Consider the following 21,187-nt stretch of genomic DNA (forward strand, 5'->3'; position numbering starts at 1 on the left):
GCTAGAAGTCATTTCTTCAAACTTCACAATCCATACTTCAATCTTTTTTTAACATTACAACAACTTTGGTTCCCACATCTTCTTCATCTTGAAAATCATCAACAAACACATTTACTTTATCCTTATACATCTCGTTTAAAATAGAAACACGCTTTTTAATATTCCCCATCCCCTTTGAGTTTTGCTTTTGTTGGTGTGTCGTTTTTAAATCTTTTGATTTTTGTCTCCCAATGCCATCATCTGTAATGGTAATTTTTATTTCGTCTAATTCAGTTTGAGTAACCCCTATCTCTAGATGTCCCTTTGTTTTTTTATAACGTAACCCATGCCATACTGCATTTTCAATATATGGTTGTAACAACATAGGTGGTATTACAAAATCCTGTACATGGACACTTTCATGAATATTAATACTATAATCAAACTTATCTTGAAACCTAAAATGTTCTAATTTCGTGTATAATTCTAATAGTTCGATCTCTTTTTCCAGTGGAATAAAATCCTCTTCACTATTCTCTAAAACGGCACGCATTAACAATGAAAAATCAGTGAGATATCTATTAGCTGTACGCTCGTCATTTGATGCGATAAAACTATTTACAGAGTTTAACGCATTAAATATAAAATGGGGATTCATTTGACTACGTAAGCTTTTTAATGCTAATAGATTATTAGCTAATCGTTGTTGTTTAATATACTTAAACATTAAAAAAGCAGTTACTAATAACAATAAAAGTCCTCCTATAAGCGAATAAATAATTAATTTCTGTCGTTTAGCTTCTTCAGTAGTCAGTTGAAATTTACTCTCAGTCAAAGCTCTATCACTTTCCAGACTTAAGATTCTATTTTGTTTACTAACGATATCTTTACTAAACCTTGCTGCTTGCGATATTTCTTGCTCTTTTTTAGAATAGAGTTTATCTACCAAATCAACATAACTTTGATAAGCAATTAGCGCTTTATCAAACTGTCCTGCATCTCTATAGATTTCAGATAATCTTCTGGTAGCGTCTTTCTGTACAATAAGATCTTCTTTACTGTCTGCCTCTTCAATACTCTTTTCAAGATAAGGAATCGCACTATTATAGTCCTTTTGAAGCGCAAACGCTTTACCTATATGATAGTTTTGTTTTTGTGATGTTAAAGCGCTTTCATTATCTAAAACAGAATCGTTCTCTATATCTTTTATATCTACTAAAGCTTCTTTTCGTAATTGAATCTCATCTAAATAATTACTTCTATTACTTTGAAAATCGGCAACCTTAATTTTCTCTTCAACAGCGCGTCTTTTATTTTCTGTATTCGCCAACCTCATAGAAGTCTTAAAATACCCTTCCGCTTTTTGAGACTCTCCTTTTGCGTTATAAACTTGAGCAATCTTAGAGTTTAAATCGGTTATTTTGGGCGTTATTAAATGCTTTTGAGCAACTGCTAACCCAGTTTCATAAGTATCAATTGAAACCTGGTAAGCCTTGGTTGAAAAATAAACATCACCAATACCTTCGTATAGTTGAACCAATTCCCAGTTAGATAATTCCTTTTTATTAATTTCGTTATAGGTCTCTATACTTTCTTGGTAGTTGCTATTTTGCTTATACGCAGCTGCCAATTTTAATTTAACACCATTGGCCTCTTGGTTTTGATCACTTATTCTATAATTAAAGACCGCCAGATCATATTGTTTCCAAAACATATAGATATCTCCTAAAACCTCATATGCTTCGGCATTTTCTTTTACAGAATTACTTTCAACAAATGCCGATTCAATAAATTGAAGACTACGTTTCGCATCCTCTTTTAAATATGTTTCAGCAGAGTCTATTAATGATTTAAACTGATTGGAATTGGACCTCAAAAGTTTTTTCTTCTTATATTCAGTTTCTTCTTTATTAGACTCTACCTTAACTACAATACGTTCATTACTTTGAATTGTATAATATACTGTTTCAAAATCTTTGTATCTTATTGTAAGTTCATCCCCTTTTTTAGCTTGAATTCTAAAATTACCAAAATAATCTGTTGTGGTATAAGCACCTCCATTAATTTCAATATTTACATTCGGAATAGGATCGCGTGTGTCACTTTCAATCACAGAGCCCCTTACCGTGAATCTTGGCTCTTGATCTATAGATTTACTATATACTTGTGCAGACATAAATGTTGTACTAAGCATAATGCATAAAAACCATATGTGTTTAACTACTATTCGCATGATTTATTTTAGAGTAGATAAACTTACGCACTTTCATTGGTATAATAAAATGGTGGTTTTACAAATTTGCATCTTTTTAATACGAAAAAGAGGTTGTTACACATTTAAAAGCACGCTTTACTCAATCAAACGTGCGCTTTACTCATTCTATTTTTTTTAAGAACTAAGTTGAATATAGATTTACAGTGTTAATCAGAAAACAATAATCTTATGAAAATTATATTTTCCGCTTTTATTATTTCCCTCTTAGTATTTTCAAATAGCAAAACCGAAGTCGTTAAATATCCAAAAGCAAAAGTTAGTTATTCTGCATTTGAAGAATTAGTAAAACAAGTAAAAAAGCATCGACAGAAAAGACTCATTAATTTTAATCAATTTTTAGCTAAAAGCAAATTAGAAAATGTAGTTATTTTGGATACACGCTCCAAAGAAATGTTTACTAACAAACACATTAAAGGTGCCATTCATTTAAATTTTTCAGATTTCACACAAGAAAACCTTAATAAATTAATTCCTAATCCAGAAACAACCATTCTTATTTACTGCAACAATAATTTTGAAGGAGATGAAATTAATTTTGCAAGTAAAATTGTGCTTCCAAAAATAGTTAAGAAAGATATAAAACCAATTACGCTAGCCCTAAATATACCTACATATATAAACCTTTATGGCTACGGTTACAGAAATGTATATGAATTATCAGAACTGATTACTCTTTTTGATGAAAGAGTTGAATACAAAGGAACAGCAATAAACTAAAAAATAAAATATCATGAAAACACATTTTAAAACATTCATTTTCTGCATGGCCTTAATTGGATTTACAGCATGCAACGCAAACAATAAAAAGCAAAACTTAGCATATACTCCAACAGAAAAAATACATCATGATCCCAGCAAGCAATTTATTAAAGTGGCGCTTTTATTAGACACGAGTAATAGTATGGATGGGCTTATAGATCAAGCTAAAGCCCAGCTTTGGGATATAGTAAACGAATTGTCTTATGCTAAATGCGGAACAAATAAACCCAATCTGCAAATTGCTTTATATGAATATGGTAACGATAGATTAAACGGAAACGAAGGTTATATTAGGCAAGTATTAACTTTTAGTGATGATTTAGATGAAATCTCCAAAGAGTTATTCTCTCTAACGACCAATGGTGGTGAAGAATATTGCGGACAAGTTATACAAACCTCATTAAATCAATTAAATTGGGGTAAGAATGCAGATGATCTGAAGCTTATCTTTATAGCTGGTAACGAACCATTTAATCAAGGAAAAGTAAATTATAAAGATGCTTCTATAAATGCAAAAGAAAAGGATATTACTATAAATACGATCTTTTGTGGTGATTATAAACAAGGCATTTCTTCTTCTTGGAAAGATGGTGCTCAATTAACTAATGGCGATTATATGGCCATAAATCAAAATAAAACAACAGTCCATATTGCATCGCCTTACGATGATGACATTTTAATATTAAATAAGAAATTAAATAGAACTTATATCGTTTACGGAGAAATGGGAAAACAAAAAAAGGCACTTCAATCTCAACAAGATTCTAATGCTGGGTCTTATAGTAAAGCAAATGCAGTAAGCAGAACAGTAAGTAAAAGCACTCATTTATACAAAAACAAAAAATGGGATTTAGTAGATGCTGTAGAAGAACAGGAGGTCGTTATTGAAGATATTAAAGACAATGCCTTACCTGAGGAATTAAAAGGAAAAACAAAAGCTGAAATAAAAACCTATGTCGCAGAGAAAAGTAAAGAACGTAACACCATCCAAAAAAAGATTCAAGAACTTAATAAAAAGCGAAAAGAATACGTTGCGAATCAGAAAAAAGGAGAAAATAATGGGTTAGAAAATGCAATGACTAAAGCTATAAAAGAGCAAGCTAAAAAGAAAAAGTATAGTTGGAACTAAGAAGATACATATTATAGTCATTAGTTTGAGAAAAGTATAATCGAAGTAATCTAATAAATTGGAGGTTTTAAACTTAAAACCTCCAATTTATTTTGTTTTAAAATATAGCAACATAGTAAAATTGAATTTATGCTGTAATGTATCCAAAGTTTTATATAAATAGAATTAGAACGGGTTTACTTTTTAGAGTTGAACCCGTTTTTTATTACCATTAAAATATTGATTTATAATGACATATTAATCATGAGATGTTATAAAAATTCCATGATTTATTTGACTACATAAAACTGGTCGACAATTAATTTTAACTTCTGGAAAAACGAATGTGATTTATATTTTATAAATAAAATCAGAACATTTATCTTTAGACTCAGAATTGCTCCCATAATTTGAAAAACACTAATTCAATAAAGTTTTTACTCCTCAAAAAATTCATTATTGTAATGTCTTTTTTCTACATATTGAGCCCATTACAGACTCAAGTATACAGACTACTTCACAAAATATCGCATCATCTGATCTCAGAAAATCATCACAAAGAGAAACATGCAGAAGCCAGTCATAATCACAATAGCCATCACGACCACGTGTTTCTATCTTACATTTCTTCTTCAGAAAAGCATCATCACGAAGAAAAAGAGTATGCTGAGCATCACACTCATGAGTTCCTTTCTTTTTTAAGTTCGGTTTTCAATATCGATACGACCCCTAATGATAAAGAAAAGCACCTTTTTGATATTAAACTAGATAAGCATATTCTTCCTGAAAAAAGAATCGGTCAAGAACAATTCCCCTTAGCTATATCTCCAATAATTTGGTTTTATGATACTAAAATAATTAGCCGTGGATTGGATGTAAATATCCCCCCTCCCAAAACAACTTTCACATAAGATATTTTCAATTTTTTAAGTTCATAGATTTATTAAGTCTATGACCTCAGTATACCTATGTCCATTATAATGGTATTAGGTGTGCATTCATTTCCCCTACCCTAAAATCAAGATTTTGGGGTAGGGAATTAATTGTTTGTGTCTTATAATTTCAAATACATTACAAATAGGTCTTCCCCTCGGGAGATCATTTAACAAATTATAAAATTCAAAAAATGAAATATATAATAATTGTATTATTAATCATTTCTAATAGCACTATTTGTGCTCAAAATTTGAAGGGAAACGTCGTCGATAAAACGAACCAACCCCTTGAAGATGTTAGTGTTTTTAACCAAAATACAGGAAAACACAGTCATACAGATGCTACAGGCTCATTTACTATAACTAATACATCCGCTCAGGATTCGGTCTATTTTTCTAGCTTAGGTTACAAAACAAACCTTATCAAAGTATCACAAGAAAACTTGAACTCAAGAGTAACGATAGTTATGGAAGAATCGGACATTTCTCTTAATCAAGTAATCATAACATCAGAACTTAATGCGCTAAGCCGTATCGTGGATGTGGATGTACAGAAAAGTGCTGTAAAATCATCACAGGAGATCCTACGTAAGGTACCAGGTTTGATAATCGGACAGCATGCTGGAGGCGGTAAGGCAGAACAGATATTCCTTCGAGGTTTTGATGTTGACCATGGTACAGATGTGGCCATTAGTGTAGACGGTATTCCTGTTAACATGACCAGCCATGCGCACGGTCAAGGCTATGCCGATTTACATTTTGTTATTCCAGAAACCATAGAAAATGTAAATTTTGGCAAAGGTCCCTATTATTCAGAAAAAGGAAATTTCAATACAGCAGGGTATGTTGACCTTCGCTTGCGAAAAACACTGAATAAAAGTTTGATCTCGTTAGAAGCTGGGCAATTCAACACCTCACGATTGTTAGGTATGTTCAATTTTTTAGAGTCGGAAAACAGCAATGCCTATATTGCATCGGAACTTTATCTAACCGATGGCCCATTTGATTCTCCACAGAATTTCAACCGCATCAATATTATGGGTAGATATAACTATAATTTATCTGGAGATCAGGAATTAAATCTTACAGCTTCGCATTTTAAAAGTAAATGGGATGCCTCAGGACAAATTCCTCAGCGAGCAATAGATCTAGGCATTGTAGATAGATTTGGAGCTATTGACGATACCGAAGGAGGTCAAACAAGTAGAACCAACCTCTTGGTAAACCATACTAAAGCAATCGATGAAAACCAGCTTTTTAAGACTAAGGCTTTCCTGTCTTTATACGATTTTGAGCTGTATTCTAACTTTACTTTCTTTTTAGAAGACCCCGTAAATGGCGATCAGATACGTCAAAAAGAACACCGTATTATCCTAGGTGCTGAAAGTGTGTTCCAAAAAAAGAATATGATTTTGGGTCATGATGTTCAATTCGAATATGAATCTGGAATTGGATTTCGGTATGATAATGTCGATGATATTGAGCTATCAAGCACTTTGAACCGCCAAACAACACTTAACAGAATATCCTTGGGAGATGTGGATGAAATAAACACTTACGGGTTTTTAAATGCAAAATTTAAAACTGGAAAGTGGACCTTCAACCCTGCCCTACGGTTGGATTATTTCAAATTCGACTATGTGAACAAGATTACAGAAACCTACGATAATCAAAGTGAGTCTAAAGTTGCTTTTAGTCCAAAATTGAATACCATCTTTTCGGTGAACAGAAATTGGCAACTTTTTCTCAAATCTGGTATCGGGTTCCATTCTAATGACACCAGAGTTGTAGTAGCCAATAATGGGAAGGACGTACTCCCTGCTGCCTACGGAATAGATTTAGGTACAATCGTAAAACCAACCAACAGATTGGCCTTAAATGCGACGCTTTGGGGGCTGTTCTTAGAACAAGAATTTGTCTATGTAGGCGATGCTGGAATAGTTGAACCCAGTGGAAAGACACGCCGTTTAGGTGTGGAATTCGGAACCCGCTATCAAGCTATGGATTGGTTGTACCTGTATGGGGATATCAACTATACCTATGGAAGAAGTACAGAAGAAGCCAATGGAGAAGATTTTATTCCGCTTGCTCCAGACCTGACTTCATCAGGAGGCATCTTATTGAAAGGTCTGGGTAACTTTTCAAGTGCATTGACGTATCGTTTTGTAGACAATAGACCAGCAAACGAAAATGATTCGATAATAGCTGAAGGCTATTTTGTTACCGATTTTAATCTTAATTACAATTGGAAAAACTGGACGTATGGCATTGTTGTAGAAAATCTTTTTGACACAGCGTGGAACGAAACTCAATTTGCTACAGAAAGTCGCTTGTTTAATGAAGCTTCCCCTATAGAGGAAATACATTTTACGCCAGGGACACCTTTTTATATTAGAGGGAAAGTATCTGTATCTTTTTAAAATCAAAACTATTTTTTCAAGAGGTTGTCTAAAAAGCGGTAAACCTTGTCATTCTATCTATGTTTGCAAAAGATTAGTGTCATTCTGAATGACACTTTTTAGACAGCCTCTTTAATTGATATTTTGTTCTTCTATATAAATACCAGCAGAAATAACTTCATTACTGGAAAATCCTATTTTAAATAGTTTTTTAATTAACTGCGGGACAATTACACACGTAACGTTTCCGTTTACAATTAAAGTTATAACCCAGTGTAAATTGATGTAAGCCACCATTAGTAAATACCACCGAGTTTGTTTGATATGTATAAGTATATGCAAACATAAACTCATTATAGTTAATACCTAAAATAGGTGTAATCTGCTGTAGTCTTTGACTGCTTACCCTGGTGCCATTAATAAATTCAGCACCGTCTAAACTTTGCCTATATGATAAGCCTCCCCAAACTTTTCCAAAATCCATTTCCATATAAGCTTTTGCATTAACATCAATTGAAGACTCTTTTGTCCCATCTTTATATTGAAACATTAATGAAGGCTCATAACTCCATTTACTGCCATATTTGTTAAACACACTTCCAACAGAAAATAAGTAACGTCTTAAGTTGCTAGTTATATTAGTGTCTCTATTAATCCCCGAATTCTTTAATACATTTTTAATAGTACCATGTGCATAGTAATCTAAATAATGGTAAGAGAATCCAAAATCCACATTAAAATTGGCTTCACTCTCAACAGCACCACTAATTATAGGATCTGGCCCATCAAACAAAAAAGACGTTTCATCTAATCTATATTGAATAAAACCAGCGCTTAAACCAAAAGAAAGCATGTTTAAATCTAGCTCGCTTCTAGAAAATAATAAATGATGTGCATAAGTAACATAAGCTCCAGATTGTGAATGATACCCGTTTTTATCGGTATATAAAATACCTCCTATGGCAGACTGAGAGTCTCCTATTCTACCATTTAAACTTAAAGTTAAAAGTCTTGGAGCATCTTCTTGCCCAAACCATTGTTGCCTTGCAGTTAGTCTTACTTTAGCACAATTAGCAGCTCCAGCCATAGATGGATGAATCAAGTAGTAATTGTCTGTGAGATAATCAGCATATATTGGCAATCCTTCTTGAGAAATCACCATATGGGTGAATAACATCCCTATAACTATCATTAAAATGTTATTAAATTTCATTTCAAGTAGGTTTGGTTTAACATTAGAGTACTGATTGTTAAAAATTTACAGACAAAAAAAGAGAATAAAAATTTCAAACGTCATCTTTTGCCTTAATCAAAAATCACAGAACTCAAATATATAGCATCTAAAGTTTTCTTTTAGTATTTTTGTAAAAAATTAGCTAAAATGAACACTTTCAAGGTTTCTGTGCAAGAAACATCCAATAATACCATAGTTAAATTTGAATTAAATCAATTTATAACAAAGCATCAAAGCTTTGAATTTAATAATATAGACGAAGCAAAAGCATCTCCTTTAGCGCAGCAATTATTTTATTTACCATTTGTAAAAAAGGTTTACATTTCTGGAAATTTCATTGCTGTAGAACGTTATAATATTGTTGAATGGAACGATGTTCAAGATGAAGTTGCCGAACAAATTGAAGCGTATTTAAATGATGGTGGCCAGGTTATAGTAGAGGACGCAACTACTGTTGCTAAAAAAATTCCTGTAACGGTTTATGCTGAGAGTACACCAAATCCAGCTGTCATGAAGTTTGTTACTAACAAAAAAATAGTGGCTGCTCTTTTTGAGTTTACATCTATTGATGAAGCAAAACTATCACCATTGGCAACAGAATTATTCCATTTTCCTTTTGTAAAAAGTGTTTTTATAGATGAGAATTATGTATCGATTACTAAATTCGACATTGCAGAATGGCAAGATATTACCATACAAATTCGTGAGTTTATAAAAAGCTATATTGAAAATGGTAAAGAAGTCGTATTACCTAATGCTGCTGAAACTTTACAAAAATCGACAACACAACTAGATAATCATTATGAAACACTAGACGACACATCAAAAGAAATAATAAATATTCTTGAAGAGTATGTAAAACCAGCTGTAGCTAGCGATGGTGGTAATATTCAATTTATATCTTACGATGAAAACACCAAAAATGTAAGTGTCATGCTTCAAGGGGCATGTAGTGGTTGTCCATCCTCTACTTATACTTTAAAAAGTGGTATAGAAAACATGCTAAAAGAAATGCTTCCTGGTAGAGTTGAAACGGTTGAAGCTATAAATGGGTGACTTTTTTAAATGACATGTGTCAAAGTTAGTAGTTACTCTTAGTGAGTAATATTTTAACTTAAAAATTAAGACATGTCAGTATTAAAAGTAATCGAAGTTTTATCAAATTCAGACAAAAGTTGGGAAGATGCCACTAAAAAAGCCGTAAAACATGCTTCTAAAAGCGTAAAAAATATTCGCTCTGTATACGTTCAAGATCAAAGTGCTAGCGTAAAAGATGGTGAGGTCACAGAATTTAGAGTGAATCTTAAAATTACATTTGAAGTAAACTAAGGTTCTCTTCATTTAAAACACAAGCGTTCTTAAAGTGAACGCTTTTTTTATGCTTAAATTTCGCTAACTTTGGTAAATGAAGCACCTCCAAAAAATCCTGTTTATTATTTTAATTATAAGCTGTAAAGGTCAGAACTCAAAATCTATGGAACATAAATACACCAACGATCTAGTAAATGAAACAAGTCCGTACTTATTACAACACGCTCATAATCCTGTAAATTGGAATGCTTGGAATGAGAACACATTAGCAAAAGCTAAAGCAGAGAACAAATTAATCTTAATTAGTGTTGGTTATTCTGCTTGCCATTGGTGCCATGTTATGGAACATGAGAGTTTCGAAGATAGTTTGGTCGCCCAAGTAATGAATAAAAACTTCATTAATATAAAAGTTGATAGAGAAGAACGACCAGATGTAGACCAAGTTTATATGAATGCTGTACAACTCATGACAGGTAGTGGTGGTTGGCCTTTAAACGCTGTAGCTTTACCAGATGGAAGACCTGTTTGGGGAGGCACTTATTTTAAGAAAGAGCAATGGATAAGTGCTTTAGAACAAATTTCTAAGTTATATGTTGAGAAACCTGAAAAACTTCATGAATACGCCGATAAATTAGAGGAAGGGATAAAATCGCTAGATGTTGTTCAGTTAAATACAGACGCACCTGTTTTTGAAAAGACTTATATAAATACTGCCATTGAAAATTGGTCTAAGCAATTTGATAATCATGCTGGTGGTATGAATAGAGCACCAAAATTTATGATGCCTAATAACTATCATTTTTTATTAAGGTATGCCTATCAAACAAATGATGAAAAGTTACAAGACTATGTAAATTTAACGCTCAAAAAAATGGCTTATGGTGGCGTTTTTGATCAAATTGGCGGTGGTTTTTCGAGATACTCTGTAGACGCTAAATGGCATGTCCCACATTTTGAGAAAATGCTTTACGACAACGGACAATTAGTAAGCCTTTATTCAGATGCTTACCTCATCACTAAAAATGAATTGTATAAAGATATTGTTACAGAAACTTTAGAGTACATAAAACGTGACATGACCACCGAAAATGGGGCGTTTTACTCATCCCTTGATGCAGATAGTGATACCCCAGAAGGCGAATTAGAGGAAGGCGCTTTTTATGTTTGGCAAAAAGACCAACTAAAAACGCTTTTAAAAGAAGACTTCGAATTGTTTAGTGATTATTATAATATTAATAATTATGGGTTTTGGGAACACGGTAATTATGTTTTAATTAGAAAAGATGATGATGAAAAAATCATTGAAAAATACAATATAACAAAGCCTCTTTTAGCCGAAAAGAAAAAGCATTGGAAACAAGTCTTAATCGAAGTTCGCGATAAGCGTTCTAAACCACGATTAGATGACAAAACACTCACCTCTTGGAACGCCCTTATGCTTAAAGGTTATATTGATGCCTATAGAGTTTTTGGCGATCCGTCTTATTTAGCTTCCGCTGAAAAAAATGCCCATTTTATAATTAAAAATCAATTACGAGAAGATGGTGGCTTATACCATAATTACAAAAATGGAAAAAGTAATATCAACGGTTATTTAGAAGATTATGCAGCTACCATTGATGCCTTTTTAGGACTTTATGAAAATACCTTAGATGAAACCTGGTTAACAACCGCTAGAGATCTTGCTAACTATTCTTTCGATCATTTTTTTGATGATACTAGTAAAATGTTTTATTTCACCTCTAATGAAGATAAATCTTTGGTTTCAAGAAGCATTGAATATCGAGATAATGTGATCCCTGCAAGTAATTCTATAATGGCAAAAAACCTATTTAAGCTATCTCATTATTTTGATAATGTTCATTATAGTAAAACTGCTATGAGCATGTTAAATAATGTGAAACCCGAAATGCTAGAGTACCCATCGGGGTATTCGAATTGGTTTGATTTAATGTTAAACTATACCAACCCATACTATGAAGTTGCTATAGTTGGAAAAAATGCAAAAAATAAAATTACTGAATTGAACAAAACGTACATTCCTAATAAGCTTATTGCTGGTAGTACTTCAGAAAACAATTTACCCTTATTAGAAAACAGATACAACCCTAACAACACGCTTATTTACGTTTGTGTAAACAAAGCCTGTAAACTCCCAGTATCTGAAGTTGATAATGCTATAAAACTATTAAAAGAATGACTTTTTTAACAACCTTATTAATTGCAGTAGTAGCCTTCGAACATTTATATTTTCTTGTGTTAGAAATGTTTTTGTGGACCAAACCCAAAGGGATAAAAGCTTTTGGATTAAAATCTAAAGAATTTGCTGAAGAAACCAGAGTTTTAGCCGCAAATCAAGGATTATATAATGGATTTCTGGCTGCAGGGCTCATTTTTTCTATCATTCAGAATGATATAACTTTTGCTATTTTCTTTCTTATTTGTGTGACTATTGCAGGAATCTATGGGTCTTACTCAACGAAGAAAATAAAACTGTTTTATATACAAGCTGTTCCAGCAATTGTAGCTTTAATAGTAAGTTTAATTTAAAATTATAAATATTTAAAAATTATGGATTTAGAAAAATGGCTTGACATTGCTCAAAGTTTTATTATGGAATATGGCATAAAAATAATTGGTGCCATAGTTATTTGGATTATTGGTTCTTGGGTTATTAAAAAATTAAACAAGGGGATGTCTAAATTAATGGCAAAAAGAAGCTATGATGAGAGTCTTCAAAAATTCTTATTAAATTTAATAGGTTGGGCTTTAAAAATTATATTATTCATAGCCATTCTTTCTCAATTAGGTGTTGAAACCACATCGTTTGCTGCCATTTTAGCTGCTGCTGGTTTAGCTATTGGTATGGCACTACAGGGATCTTTAGGAAACTTTGCTGGCGGTGTTTTAATCATGATTTTTAAGCCTTTTAAAATCGGTGATTTAATTGAAGCTCAAGGCGAATTAGGTGTCGTGAAAGAAATTGAAATTTTTACAACCAAATTAACAGGTTTATCTAATAGAGAAATTATAATTCCAAACGGGTCTTTGTCTAACGGAAATATTATTAATTATACCACAGAAGGCACGCGTCGTGTCGATTTAACTTTTGGTGTTGGTTACGATTCTGATATTAAGAAAACCAAAGAAGTTTTAATGAATGTATTAACATCTCATCCAAAAGTTTTAAAAGAACCTGTTCCAACAGTAAACGTATCTGAATTAGCAGATAGTTCTATAAATTTTGCTGTAAGACCATGGAGTACTGCTGATGATTATTGGGATGTTTATTTTGGAATTACCGAAAATGTAAAAGAAGCATTAGATGCTGCTGGCATTGAGATTCCTTACCCACATGCTGTTGAAATACAAAAAGAAGCTTAAGATTATAGGCAAATAATAATTTTATCAAATTACTTGTTAAACATCCTCCAATAATACATCTTAGAATTGGTACTATTGAATGTAAAGAGGCACTTTTAAATTAAGTAATCTATAGTTAAAATTTGTTTCGTAACATTTAGGAGGCCTTAAAAGTGACATTCCAAATGCAATGAAGTTGCTATGTCATCCTGAAGCCTGCCTAATAATTGGCAGACGGGGAGTTACGACTGAAGAATCTTTGGAGATTAATGATAAAGATTCTTCGCTGCGCTCTGAATGAAATAATAGAAAGTTAGTTGTTTATAAAGCACGTCAATGGTAGACATCTGCTAATATTTTAGCAAGCGGATGTGATGACGTAATACGGGTGTCATTCAGAAGGAGGTACGACTGAAGAATCTTTAGAGATTAATTATAAAGATTCTTCGCTGCGCTCTGAATGACAAACGATTGAAAATTAAGTGCTTATAAAACACGTCAATCGTAGAATCTCTTATAATTTAATCCTTCTATTTTTAGACAAATAAGATTCTTTAACTCCGAAAATTATCGGAATGTTCTGAATGACACGAACCTTTTGCAAGCATGGAATAGTATTACGATTTGAACAAAATGAAAACACCTTATACCATCTTATAAATAGTTAACAATGAAATTTGTCAGCCCTTCACTATTCTCGGCACGCATAAGAGCAGTAGCGGATTTATATGTACTTATTTTTCAGAAATCAATATACTTAAACAAACACAAAGAAGGTTCGAGTTTTTACCTAAACCTCTATCGCTTTTATACTTTGTTACTACCTGCTGGCTTTTCTACTACCAGATATTTAGACAAAATCTTTCTTTGCTTTTCGATTTACCACCAATTTTATTATAAAAGTCAATTGCTTTTTTATTAAAATCAGGTGTTTGCCATTGAATTTCAGAACAATTTATAGATTTTGCGTATATTTTTATACTATCCATAATTTGTGTTCCTATGCCTTTTCCTCTAGTTTGTTCATTTAAAAACAAACAATCTAAATAGATATAATAATTTGCATTCCAAGTAGAAAATTGTTTCATAAAAGTTGCGTAACCAACAATTTCATCATTGAGTTCCACAACTAAACATTCTACAACATCAATATTGAAAATATAATTACTTAATCTATTTAGACTATTATTACTTAAAGTGCCTGCCTTTTCAAATTTGGCGTGCGCTTTAACTAATTTTTTAATAGCTTCGAAATCTTTTTTTTCTGCAATTCTTATTGCCATAAATCATTAATTTAACAAGCACATTCAAACATAGAGCCTTCGGTAGAATTTGTCCCTTCAGTTGCATAGCCATCAAATTTCCACCATTCAATTCCACCCATAAGTTCTTTTACTTTAAAGCCCAATTTAGCCATTTTTAACGCACCTTTTGTAGAAGCGTTACAACCTATACCATCACAATAAATAGCATATGTTTTTGACTTGTCAAGATGCTTTGTAGTTTCTTCGTTCATTTCTCTGTGTGGAATGTTAATCGCTGTTGGAATATGTTCTTTATCAAACCCAAAGGCTTGGCGTGCATCTAATGCAATATAATCTGTGCTGTTTTCAAAGCCATCATATAAATCTGATGGATCCATTTCGTAAGCTAATTTGTTTTCGTAAAATTTAATTTGTTTATTCATAATTTTTAGATTTTAATTTGATACAAACCTAATGACATTAATAGTTTGGAAATAGTACTGAAATTGAATGATTTTAATTTATATATGAAAATATTTCAAATTTAGCTTTATCATATTGTCGTAACTTTGAAGCTATGGAAATCAAATATTTTAGACTTATAAAAACAATTGCAGAAGAAGGTAGTATTGCTAATTCTGCCGAAAAATTATTTTTAACACAATCAGCTTTGAGTCACCAATTAAGGGAACTGGAAGAAAGATTGGGATTTAAGGTTTTTATTAGAACTAGAAATAAATGGGAATTGACAGATGAAGGTCTTGAATTATATAAATTAGGGAATACAATTCTTGAAAGTATTGAAAAAGGTTTTCAAAATATTGAGCAGTTACGAACTGGTTCTGTTGGCACAATCAAAGTAAGTACAGAATGTTATAGTTTTTATCAAGGTCTTTCTGCTTTTATACAAAAAATGGGGCTTTTATATCCTGATATTAATGTTGATTTAATTCTTGAAGCAACACACCAACCAATACCAAAAATTTTGTCAAACGAAATTGATATTGCTATAATTACTTCAAAGCCTGAAAATGAAACTTTATCAAGTATTGAAATTTATGAAGATGAGATTTTTGCAATTATTCATAAAGAAAATACGTTGAACAAAACAGATTTTTTAGATGCAAATGATTTTTCAAATATACATTTGATAATCCATTCTTTTCCTTTAGAAACAGTTTCGGTATATGACCAGTTTTTAAAACCGAATAAAATTACTCCACTCAAGATTTCCGCTATTCCTCTTACCGAGGTTGCCTTAGAAATGGTCGATGCCAATATGGGAATAACGTGTATGCCTAAATGGGCATTAAAATCTTTTAAATTGTCTGATGATTTGATTTTTAAACGAATTGGCAGAAATGGATTAAAAAGAACACATCATTTAGTTTTCCGAAAATCCGATAAATCAAAGAAATACATTAACGATTTTATTTCAAATTTCGGAGATGATTTTTCAAAGGTTTGAGTGGTTTTGTGTCCGAGGGTTTTATATAGGAAAATAAGACGTAACAAAAGTACAACTATCTGTTAGCACCTGTTTTCTTCTTTTTTAAGTATCTATAAATTGGAGCAAAAATTATTATAAAAATTAAACTAACAGGAATAAATTGCTTACTTGACTCTTCGATTACGTGAAATAAGTATCCATTTCTGTAATATGAATATGTCACAGTTCCTTGAAAATCATAGTCAATAATTAAGAAATTTATAATTGTCAAAATAAACAGTATTGGAACTCCAATGAATAGAGTGTTTTTAAAAGTTATATTTACTTTGAAATATTTGTCATAGCACTTTAAAATCAGATACATATTTAATAGTAATATTAGTATTCCCGTATAAATGGCTTCATATCCAATCAGATATATTAATAAGAAGTTAAGACTTGTGAAGAGCCCCAATAGTATTCCCATTACTAGAATGAATACAAGTGCTTTAGTCATATTATTATCAATATTGGGTTTCACCTTTACTGTGTTAGATTTATGCTGTTCATTCAATTGATGCTAATGACTTCGGCTATGATTAGTACGGGAATTAATAAGCGATTAATTTCCGATTAAGCACTTAGCTAAAAAAAATTATTTTGTTTTAATTTTTTATTTTTAAAGCCAATCAAAAGATTTGGCGGACTCTATAAAAATACACTAAACTTTGGGTTAAGCATCAAAACCCTTATTAATTATTGCTTTTATTAGCTACAGTTATTTATTAAACATTTTGCTTAGTTTTTTTTCAAGTTATTAAGATACTGCCCTAATACTTCTTTATCCTTTTCAATTTGCAATTTTTCTAGGGCACGTTCTGGTTTAATCCATTCCGTAACATAATCAAGATCCCTAGTTGATTTAAATTTATTGGCATCTACATTTGGAATTAATAAATATAAATTAAGATAATTGTCTGTTCTTTTTTTGGGTTGTTCATTTTCTTCAAATGTTGACTCGATATCTATAATAGAATAGTTAAACTGATTTAAAGCAATCAAAGATACTTTACTATTGGAAACATCTAGAGTTAAGGATTCTTCTATTATTTCTAACGTAAAGTCATCAAAATCATTGCTAATGAAGGTATCGTTAAAAAAGGAGGTGTCAGAGAAAAGCTCCCATTTATTACAAAATATTTGGTAGGGATAATATTCCTCATTTGAGTACATAATCAGAATTTCTTTTTCCTGATTTTCTATTATGTAAGTATACCGTACTACTGAAAAGTGAATTTCGGGATATTTTTTATTAATTAAAACTTTTAATTTATCTGTATTCATAAATTTATAACATAGTACCAACTATAATTTTTAAATATTTTCTTTTTAATTCATCACTAATTGAAAATATTTTCCGTTACAATATTTTGGATTAAGCTCTATTTTTGTCGTAAAGAACTTGCCCTTTGATTCAGAGTTATAAATTCCGAATCCGAAATGCTTTTTTCCATTCGTGATTCCATTGTCAAAATAGTTTTGGAACTCAGACATAGAGTTTATTCTAATAATTTCTTTTTCCATTTCAGAGTCCGATTCATAAAGTTCCGTTTTTGAGTCCGAAAAAATGTACTTAATCAGTTCAAAAAGTTGATTTTTCTCTATGATTTCTGTTCTCTGCATTATCTTTTCTCAAATTACACACAACAATTGAATATAGTTAACATGGTAACTATATTCCCATTATGTGAGTGGTCAAATTAATAAATATTTTATGCTTTTAAACGTTTTATTGCAGGTGGGTATAAATTTCAGTTGTAAAAGCTTAAAAAGATCTAGGTTTAGGCTTTAAAGCCACAAAATCTTTTAAATAATAAGGTTCAAAATAAGCGACATCTTCTATCTCGTTTATTTTGTATTTATTATAAGCCAAATGACTCATCTCATTTGCCGATGGTAATTTACCATCAACAAAAATAGCATTTGAATGTTTAATTAATGTTTTTGCTTTTTCAACACCATTTCCAATAAAGTAAACGGTTCCTTTTTCTAAATAGTCTTGAAAGGAACTTTCATCTAAAATTTGTGCTTCAGTAATTCGTATTTGATTATAATCAGCATCAAAAATAGCAGAATACACTTCCATTCTTCTAGCGTCTAACATAGGAATAATAACGCCACTATCACAAGTTACCTGATGAGCTAAAGCTTCTAGTGTAGAAACAGAGATTAAAGGCTTATCTATAGCAAAACAAAGCCCTTTTGCCGCCGAAACTCCAATTCGTAATCCCGTATAAGAGCCTGGACCTTTACTTACTGCAATAGCTTCTAAATTTTCTGATGTTATGTTGGCTTCTTTTAAAACTTCGTCAATATAAATATGAAGTCTTTCGGCATGTGAGTAGTTTTTATCATAATCCTCTTTTAAAACTAATGTTTTCCCTTCTTTTGAAAGTGATACCGAACAGTTAGTTGTTGCTGTTTCTATATTTAGAATGTATGTATTCATTTTCAGTGTTCAGTGTATAAATTAATTATAAATATACTTTTAGATTACCACTACTATTTTTTCAATTAATTAGTTAAAGATTTTCCCATGTAAAAGTCTAAAACTTTTGTCTTAAAAACAAAATTATACTTTGCATTTAAAAAAGAGGACTGTGCATTAATTAATCTGTTTCTTACCTGTTCTAACTCAAAAGACGTACTGACTCCTAAGTCGTATTTTTCTTGTTCATTTTTAAAAGCCTCTTCTTGGGCTGTCATAGATATTTTTGAAGCCTCATATTGCTTTAAAGATGCTTTAGCGTCTGCATATGCCTGCTCTATATTGCTTGTTAAAGTCTGTTTTTCTTGCTCCAATTCTAAGTTTAGCCGCTCCTTATTGATCTTAGATCTATTAACATTGGCATCGTTTTTAAATCCAGAAAATATTGGAACATTTAGACTAAATCCAAAGTTATATCCTAAATTGTTTTCTATTTGTTCAGCAAAACCATTTGGTCTAAGTTCGGTTAAAGCTCCTGTATTATCGAAAATAGGAATAACGTCATCTTGTCCTTGAAAATGTTGATATGAAGTTCCTACCCCAGCACCAAAGGTCAATGAAGGGTAATACGAACTTTTAGCAACAGCAATATTAAACTCTGCATTCTCAACGTTTAACTCTGCATTTTTTATTTCAGGCCTGTTAGTTAATGCATAAGATAAGATCTCATTTGTAGAATTATAAGTTAAAACCGTATTGGTTAGGTCTATAAGAATATTTTCCACATCAAACCCATCTTTAGATACTTGCAATAGTTGAGATAAACTTAATAAAGATAAGATCACACTATTTTCTGCATTTACCAAACGTTCACTATCTGTTGCTAATTGAGATTTAGATAGCAACAGGTCTGCTTTAGCTCTTACTCCTGCATCAACAAATCCTTGTACTTGGTCTAAACTTTTCTGACTAATTGTAACTTGTTCTTCAGCTAATTTTAAAGCCTCTTTATTAAGTAAAATATTTAGATAGGCATTAACAACATTTAATGAAATATTATTTTTTAAAATATCTAATTGAAGTTGACTCGTTTTTAACCCCAGTTTAGATTGCTTATATAAATTTATATTTTGAAAACCATTAAAAATTGTTATTCCTGTGCTTACTCCAAAGCTATTCCCTCTAGAATCACTCGCTATCCTACTACCGTCATTACCGATGAATGATCCAAAATTATAATTTTGCGAAGCAGATCCACTAACTGTTGGTAAAAAAGCAGCTTTAGCTGTGGTTATATCTTCTTTAGCTATTAAAGCATCCAACTGAGTTTGTTTGATTGAAATATTATTTTCTAAAGCATGGTCTACACATGCTTGGAGGGTCCATTTTTTATCTTGTGCAAAGGATGAAACCACAAAAAATAATGTGCCTATTATTAAACTATGTTTCATATGTCGTTTAAAATTAATCATTATTATCTTCTTCATCTTCATTATCGTCGTTATCTTTTGATGCTTTGTTCCATACTTTAACTTTATCTCCTTCTTTTAGGCCTTCCGTAATTTCAACATTAATACCATCGGACAGTCCTAGTTTAACCTTTTCTTTTTTAAATTTATTATCGCTCTTTAATATTTCAACAAAAGGTTTTTCTGTAATTCTATTAAACTGAAGCAACGCTTCTCTAATTGCAAAAACACTATCCTTGCTTTCAATATCTATTTCTGCATTTGCGCTATAACCAGCCCTTACATTTGTAGTTGAATCTAATGCAACATTCGCTTTAATTGTAAATTGAACTGCACCATTTTCTTCTATGCCTTTTGGTGCTACAAAAGTTAGTGTTGCAGGAAACTCTTTGTCGTTAATAGCTCCAAGAATCACTTTTATTTCTTTACCTTCTTCTAGTTTTCCCACTTCTGCTTCATCAACTTTGCCTTCAAAAATCATAAAGCTCATGTCTGCAATCGTTGCAATAGTGGTTCCTGCATTAAAGTTATTACTTTGGATTACCTGATCGCCTTCCCGAACAGGAATTTCTAATATGGTTCCTGCTATTTGAGCTATTATATTTGTATTTGCCGAACTCCCTCCCGAAATAGAACCTCTTTTAATAATTTGGTAATCGTTTTGAGCTTGTGCTAACGACTCTTTTGCTTGATTGAATGATAGCTCACTATTTTCGAAATCCTGAATAGAAATAACGCCTTTGTCGAATAGTGTTTTATTTCTATTATATAATACTTTGGCATTATCGAAAGATAATCTCGCAGATGCTATTCTACTTTTGGCACTTACTAAACTTTGCTCATTAGGAACCACTCTAATTTTAGCAATTAAATCGCCCTTTTTTACAATGTCTCCTTCTTCTACAAGAATTTCATCTACTATTCCAGAAATTTGTGGCTTTAATTCAATCTCTTCTTCAGGGTTTAACTTACCAGTTGCTACTGCCTTTGTATTTATAGAGGTATAAAAAGGTATTTCTGTTTTATAGTCTACAATATCTTTGGAATTTGAATCTTTAAAATATTTTAATACAAACGCTAATAGTATGATGACAACTATTACTAAAATGATTTTTACTGTCTTATTCATTTGATTATTTTTATTTGGTCACATAGTACATCTACACATAAAATTATTAACATAGATGGTTCGTT

19 protein-coding genes are annotated in these 21,187 nt (G+C 31.5%); 10 read left to right on the top strand and 9 right to left on the bottom strand.

The window, feature by feature from the left end:
- Window positions 1–37: 37 nt before the first annotated feature.
- The gene (locus tag Q4Q40_RS10465; RefSeq protein WP_303301742.1) at window positions 38–2,212 is read right to left on the bottom strand and encodes a histidine kinase; all 2,175 of its coding nucleotides are present in this window, start codon (window positions 2,210–2,212) and stop codon (window positions 38–40) included.
- A 210-nt stretch (window positions 2,213–2,422) separates the two neighbouring features.
- On the opposite strand from Q4Q40_RS10465, the gene Q4Q40_RS10470 reads away from it, so the two are divergent.
- The 4 genes from Q4Q40_RS10470 (at window position 2,423) to Q4Q40_RS10485 (ending at window position 7,476) form a co-directional block, all read left to right on the top strand.
- Window positions 2,423–2,971, top strand: coding sequence for a rhodanese-like domain-containing protein (locus Q4Q40_RS10470; RefSeq protein ID WP_303301743.1), 549 nt, complete (start codon window positions 2,423–2,425; stop codon window positions 2,969–2,971).
- Window positions 2,972–2,984: 13 nt separating this feature from the next.
- Complete coding sequence (locus tag Q4Q40_RS10475) at window positions 2,985–4,142, top strand: VWA domain-containing protein (protein WP_303301744.1); 1,158 nt, start codon at window positions 2,985–2,987, stop codon at window positions 4,140–4,142.
- A gap of 443 nt (window positions 4,143–4,585) precedes the next feature.
- Window positions 4,586–5,032: a hypothetical protein gene (locus Q4Q40_RS10480; protein WP_303301745.1), complete on the top strand. Its 447-nt coding sequence runs from the start codon at window positions 4,586–4,588 to the stop codon at window positions 5,030–5,032.
- 215 nt (window positions 5,033–5,247) lie between these two features.
- Window positions 5,248–7,476 carry a TonB-dependent receptor gene (locus Q4Q40_RS10485; protein ID WP_303301746.1) on the top strand — a complete coding sequence of 743 codons (2,229 nt, stop codon included), beginning with the start codon at window positions 5,248–5,250 and terminating at the stop codon, window positions 7,474–7,476.
- Between the two features lie 190 nt (window positions 7,477–7,666).
- Here Q4Q40_RS10485 and Q4Q40_RS10490 read toward each other — a convergent pair whose 3' ends face one another.
- A complete protein-coding gene (locus Q4Q40_RS10490) occupies window positions 7,667–8,668 on the bottom strand; it encodes a PorP/SprF family type IX secretion system membrane protein (protein WP_303301747.1) in 1,002 nt (333 codons plus the stop codon).
- Window positions 8,669–8,836: 168 nt separating this feature from the next.
- Between Q4Q40_RS10490 and Q4Q40_RS10495 the strand changes: the two genes are divergently transcribed.
- From Q4Q40_RS10495 to Q4Q40_RS10515, 5 genes are all read left to right on the top strand, one after another.
- Window positions 8,837–9,745 carry a NifU family protein gene (locus tag Q4Q40_RS10495; protein WP_303301748.1) on the top strand — a complete coding sequence of 303 codons (909 nt, stop codon included), beginning with the start codon at window positions 8,837–8,839 and terminating at the stop codon, window positions 9,743–9,745.
- 72 nt (window positions 9,746–9,817) lie between these two features.
- Window positions 9,818–10,018: a dodecin family protein gene (locus Q4Q40_RS10500; RefSeq protein ID WP_303301749.1), complete on the top strand. Its 201-nt coding sequence runs from the start codon at window positions 9,818–9,820 to the stop codon at window positions 10,016–10,018.
- A 145-nt stretch (window positions 10,019–10,163) separates the two neighbouring features.
- On the top strand, window positions 10,164–12,200 hold the full coding sequence (locus tag Q4Q40_RS10505) for a thioredoxin domain-containing protein (RefSeq protein WP_303301750.1): 2,037 nt from the start codon (window positions 10,164–10,166) through the stop codon (window positions 12,198–12,200).
- The gene (locus Q4Q40_RS10510) at window positions 12,197–12,550 is read left to right on the top strand and encodes a DUF1304 domain-containing protein (protein WP_303301751.1); all 354 of its coding nucleotides are present in this window, start codon (window positions 12,197–12,199) and stop codon (window positions 12,548–12,550) included. The genes Q4Q40_RS10505 and Q4Q40_RS10510 overlap by 4 nt, the downstream gene beginning before the upstream one ends.
- 21 nt (window positions 12,551–12,571) lie before the next feature.
- On the top strand, window positions 12,572–13,384 hold the full coding sequence (locus Q4Q40_RS10515; protein WP_303301752.1) for a mechanosensitive ion channel family protein: 813 nt from the start codon (window positions 12,572–12,574) through the stop codon (window positions 13,382–13,384).
- 818 nt (window positions 13,385–14,202) lie between these two features.
- Here Q4Q40_RS10515 and Q4Q40_RS10520 read toward each other — a convergent pair.
- Together Q4Q40_RS10520 and Q4Q40_RS10525 are read right to left on the bottom strand one after the other, a co-directional pair.
- The gene (locus Q4Q40_RS10520; protein WP_303301753.1) at window positions 14,203–14,646 is read right to left on the bottom strand and encodes a GNAT family N-acetyltransferase; all 444 of its coding nucleotides are present in this window, start codon (window positions 14,644–14,646) and stop codon (window positions 14,203–14,205) included.
- A gap of 11 nt (window positions 14,647–14,657) precedes the next feature.
- Entirely contained in the window at window positions 14,658–15,050 is a 393-nt protein-coding gene (locus tag Q4Q40_RS10525) for a rhodanese-like domain-containing protein (protein ID WP_303301754.1), read from the bottom strand.
- A gap of 134 nt (window positions 15,051–15,184) precedes the next feature.
- Between Q4Q40_RS10525 and Q4Q40_RS10530 the strand changes: the two genes are divergently transcribed.
- A complete protein-coding gene (locus tag Q4Q40_RS10530) occupies window positions 15,185–16,075 on the top strand; it encodes a LysR family transcriptional regulator (RefSeq protein WP_303301755.1) in 891 nt (296 codons plus the stop codon).
- 759 nt (window positions 16,076–16,834) lie between these two features.
- On the opposite strand, the gene Q4Q40_RS10535 is transcribed toward Q4Q40_RS10530, so the two are convergent.
- The 5 genes from Q4Q40_RS10535 to Q4Q40_RS10555 all read right to left on the bottom strand — a co-directional run bounded on the left by Q4Q40_RS10535 (window position 16,835) and on the right by Q4Q40_RS10555 (window position 21,122).
- On the bottom strand, window positions 16,835–17,380 hold the full coding sequence (locus tag Q4Q40_RS10535; protein ID WP_303301756.1) for a hypothetical protein: 546 nt from the start codon (window positions 17,378–17,380) through the stop codon (window positions 16,835–16,837).
- Between the two features lie 45 nt (window positions 17,381–17,425).
- Complete coding sequence (locus Q4Q40_RS10540; RefSeq protein ID WP_303301757.1) at window positions 17,426–17,719, bottom strand: hypothetical protein; 294 nt, start codon at window positions 17,717–17,719, stop codon at window positions 17,426–17,428.
- A gap of 142 nt (window positions 17,720–17,861) precedes the next feature.
- Window positions 17,862–18,545 carry a tRNA (adenosine(37)-N6)-threonylcarbamoyltransferase complex dimerization subunit type 1 TsaB gene (gene tsaB / locus Q4Q40_RS10545; protein ID WP_303301758.1) on the bottom strand — a complete coding sequence of 228 codons (684 nt, stop codon included), beginning with the start codon at window positions 18,543–18,545 and terminating at the stop codon, window positions 17,862–17,864.
- A 65-nt stretch (window positions 18,546–18,610) separates the two neighbouring features.
- Window positions 18,611–19,975, bottom strand: coding sequence for a TolC family protein (locus Q4Q40_RS10550; protein WP_303301759.1), 1,365 nt, complete (start codon window positions 19,973–19,975; stop codon window positions 18,611–18,613).
- A 13-nt stretch (window positions 19,976–19,988) separates the two neighbouring features.
- Window positions 19,989–21,122 (bottom strand): efflux RND transporter periplasmic adaptor subunit, encoded by a 1,134-nt coding sequence (locus Q4Q40_RS10555; protein WP_303301760.1) that lies wholly within the window; start codon window positions 21,120–21,122, stop codon window positions 19,989–19,991.
- Between the last annotated feature and the right edge of the window lie 65 nt (window positions 21,123–21,187).

It is taken from the genome of Flavivirga jejuensis (genome assembly GCF_030540765.1).
GTDB lineage: Bacteria > Bacteroidota > Bacteroidia > Flavobacteriales > Flavobacteriaceae > Flavivirga > Flavivirga jejuensis.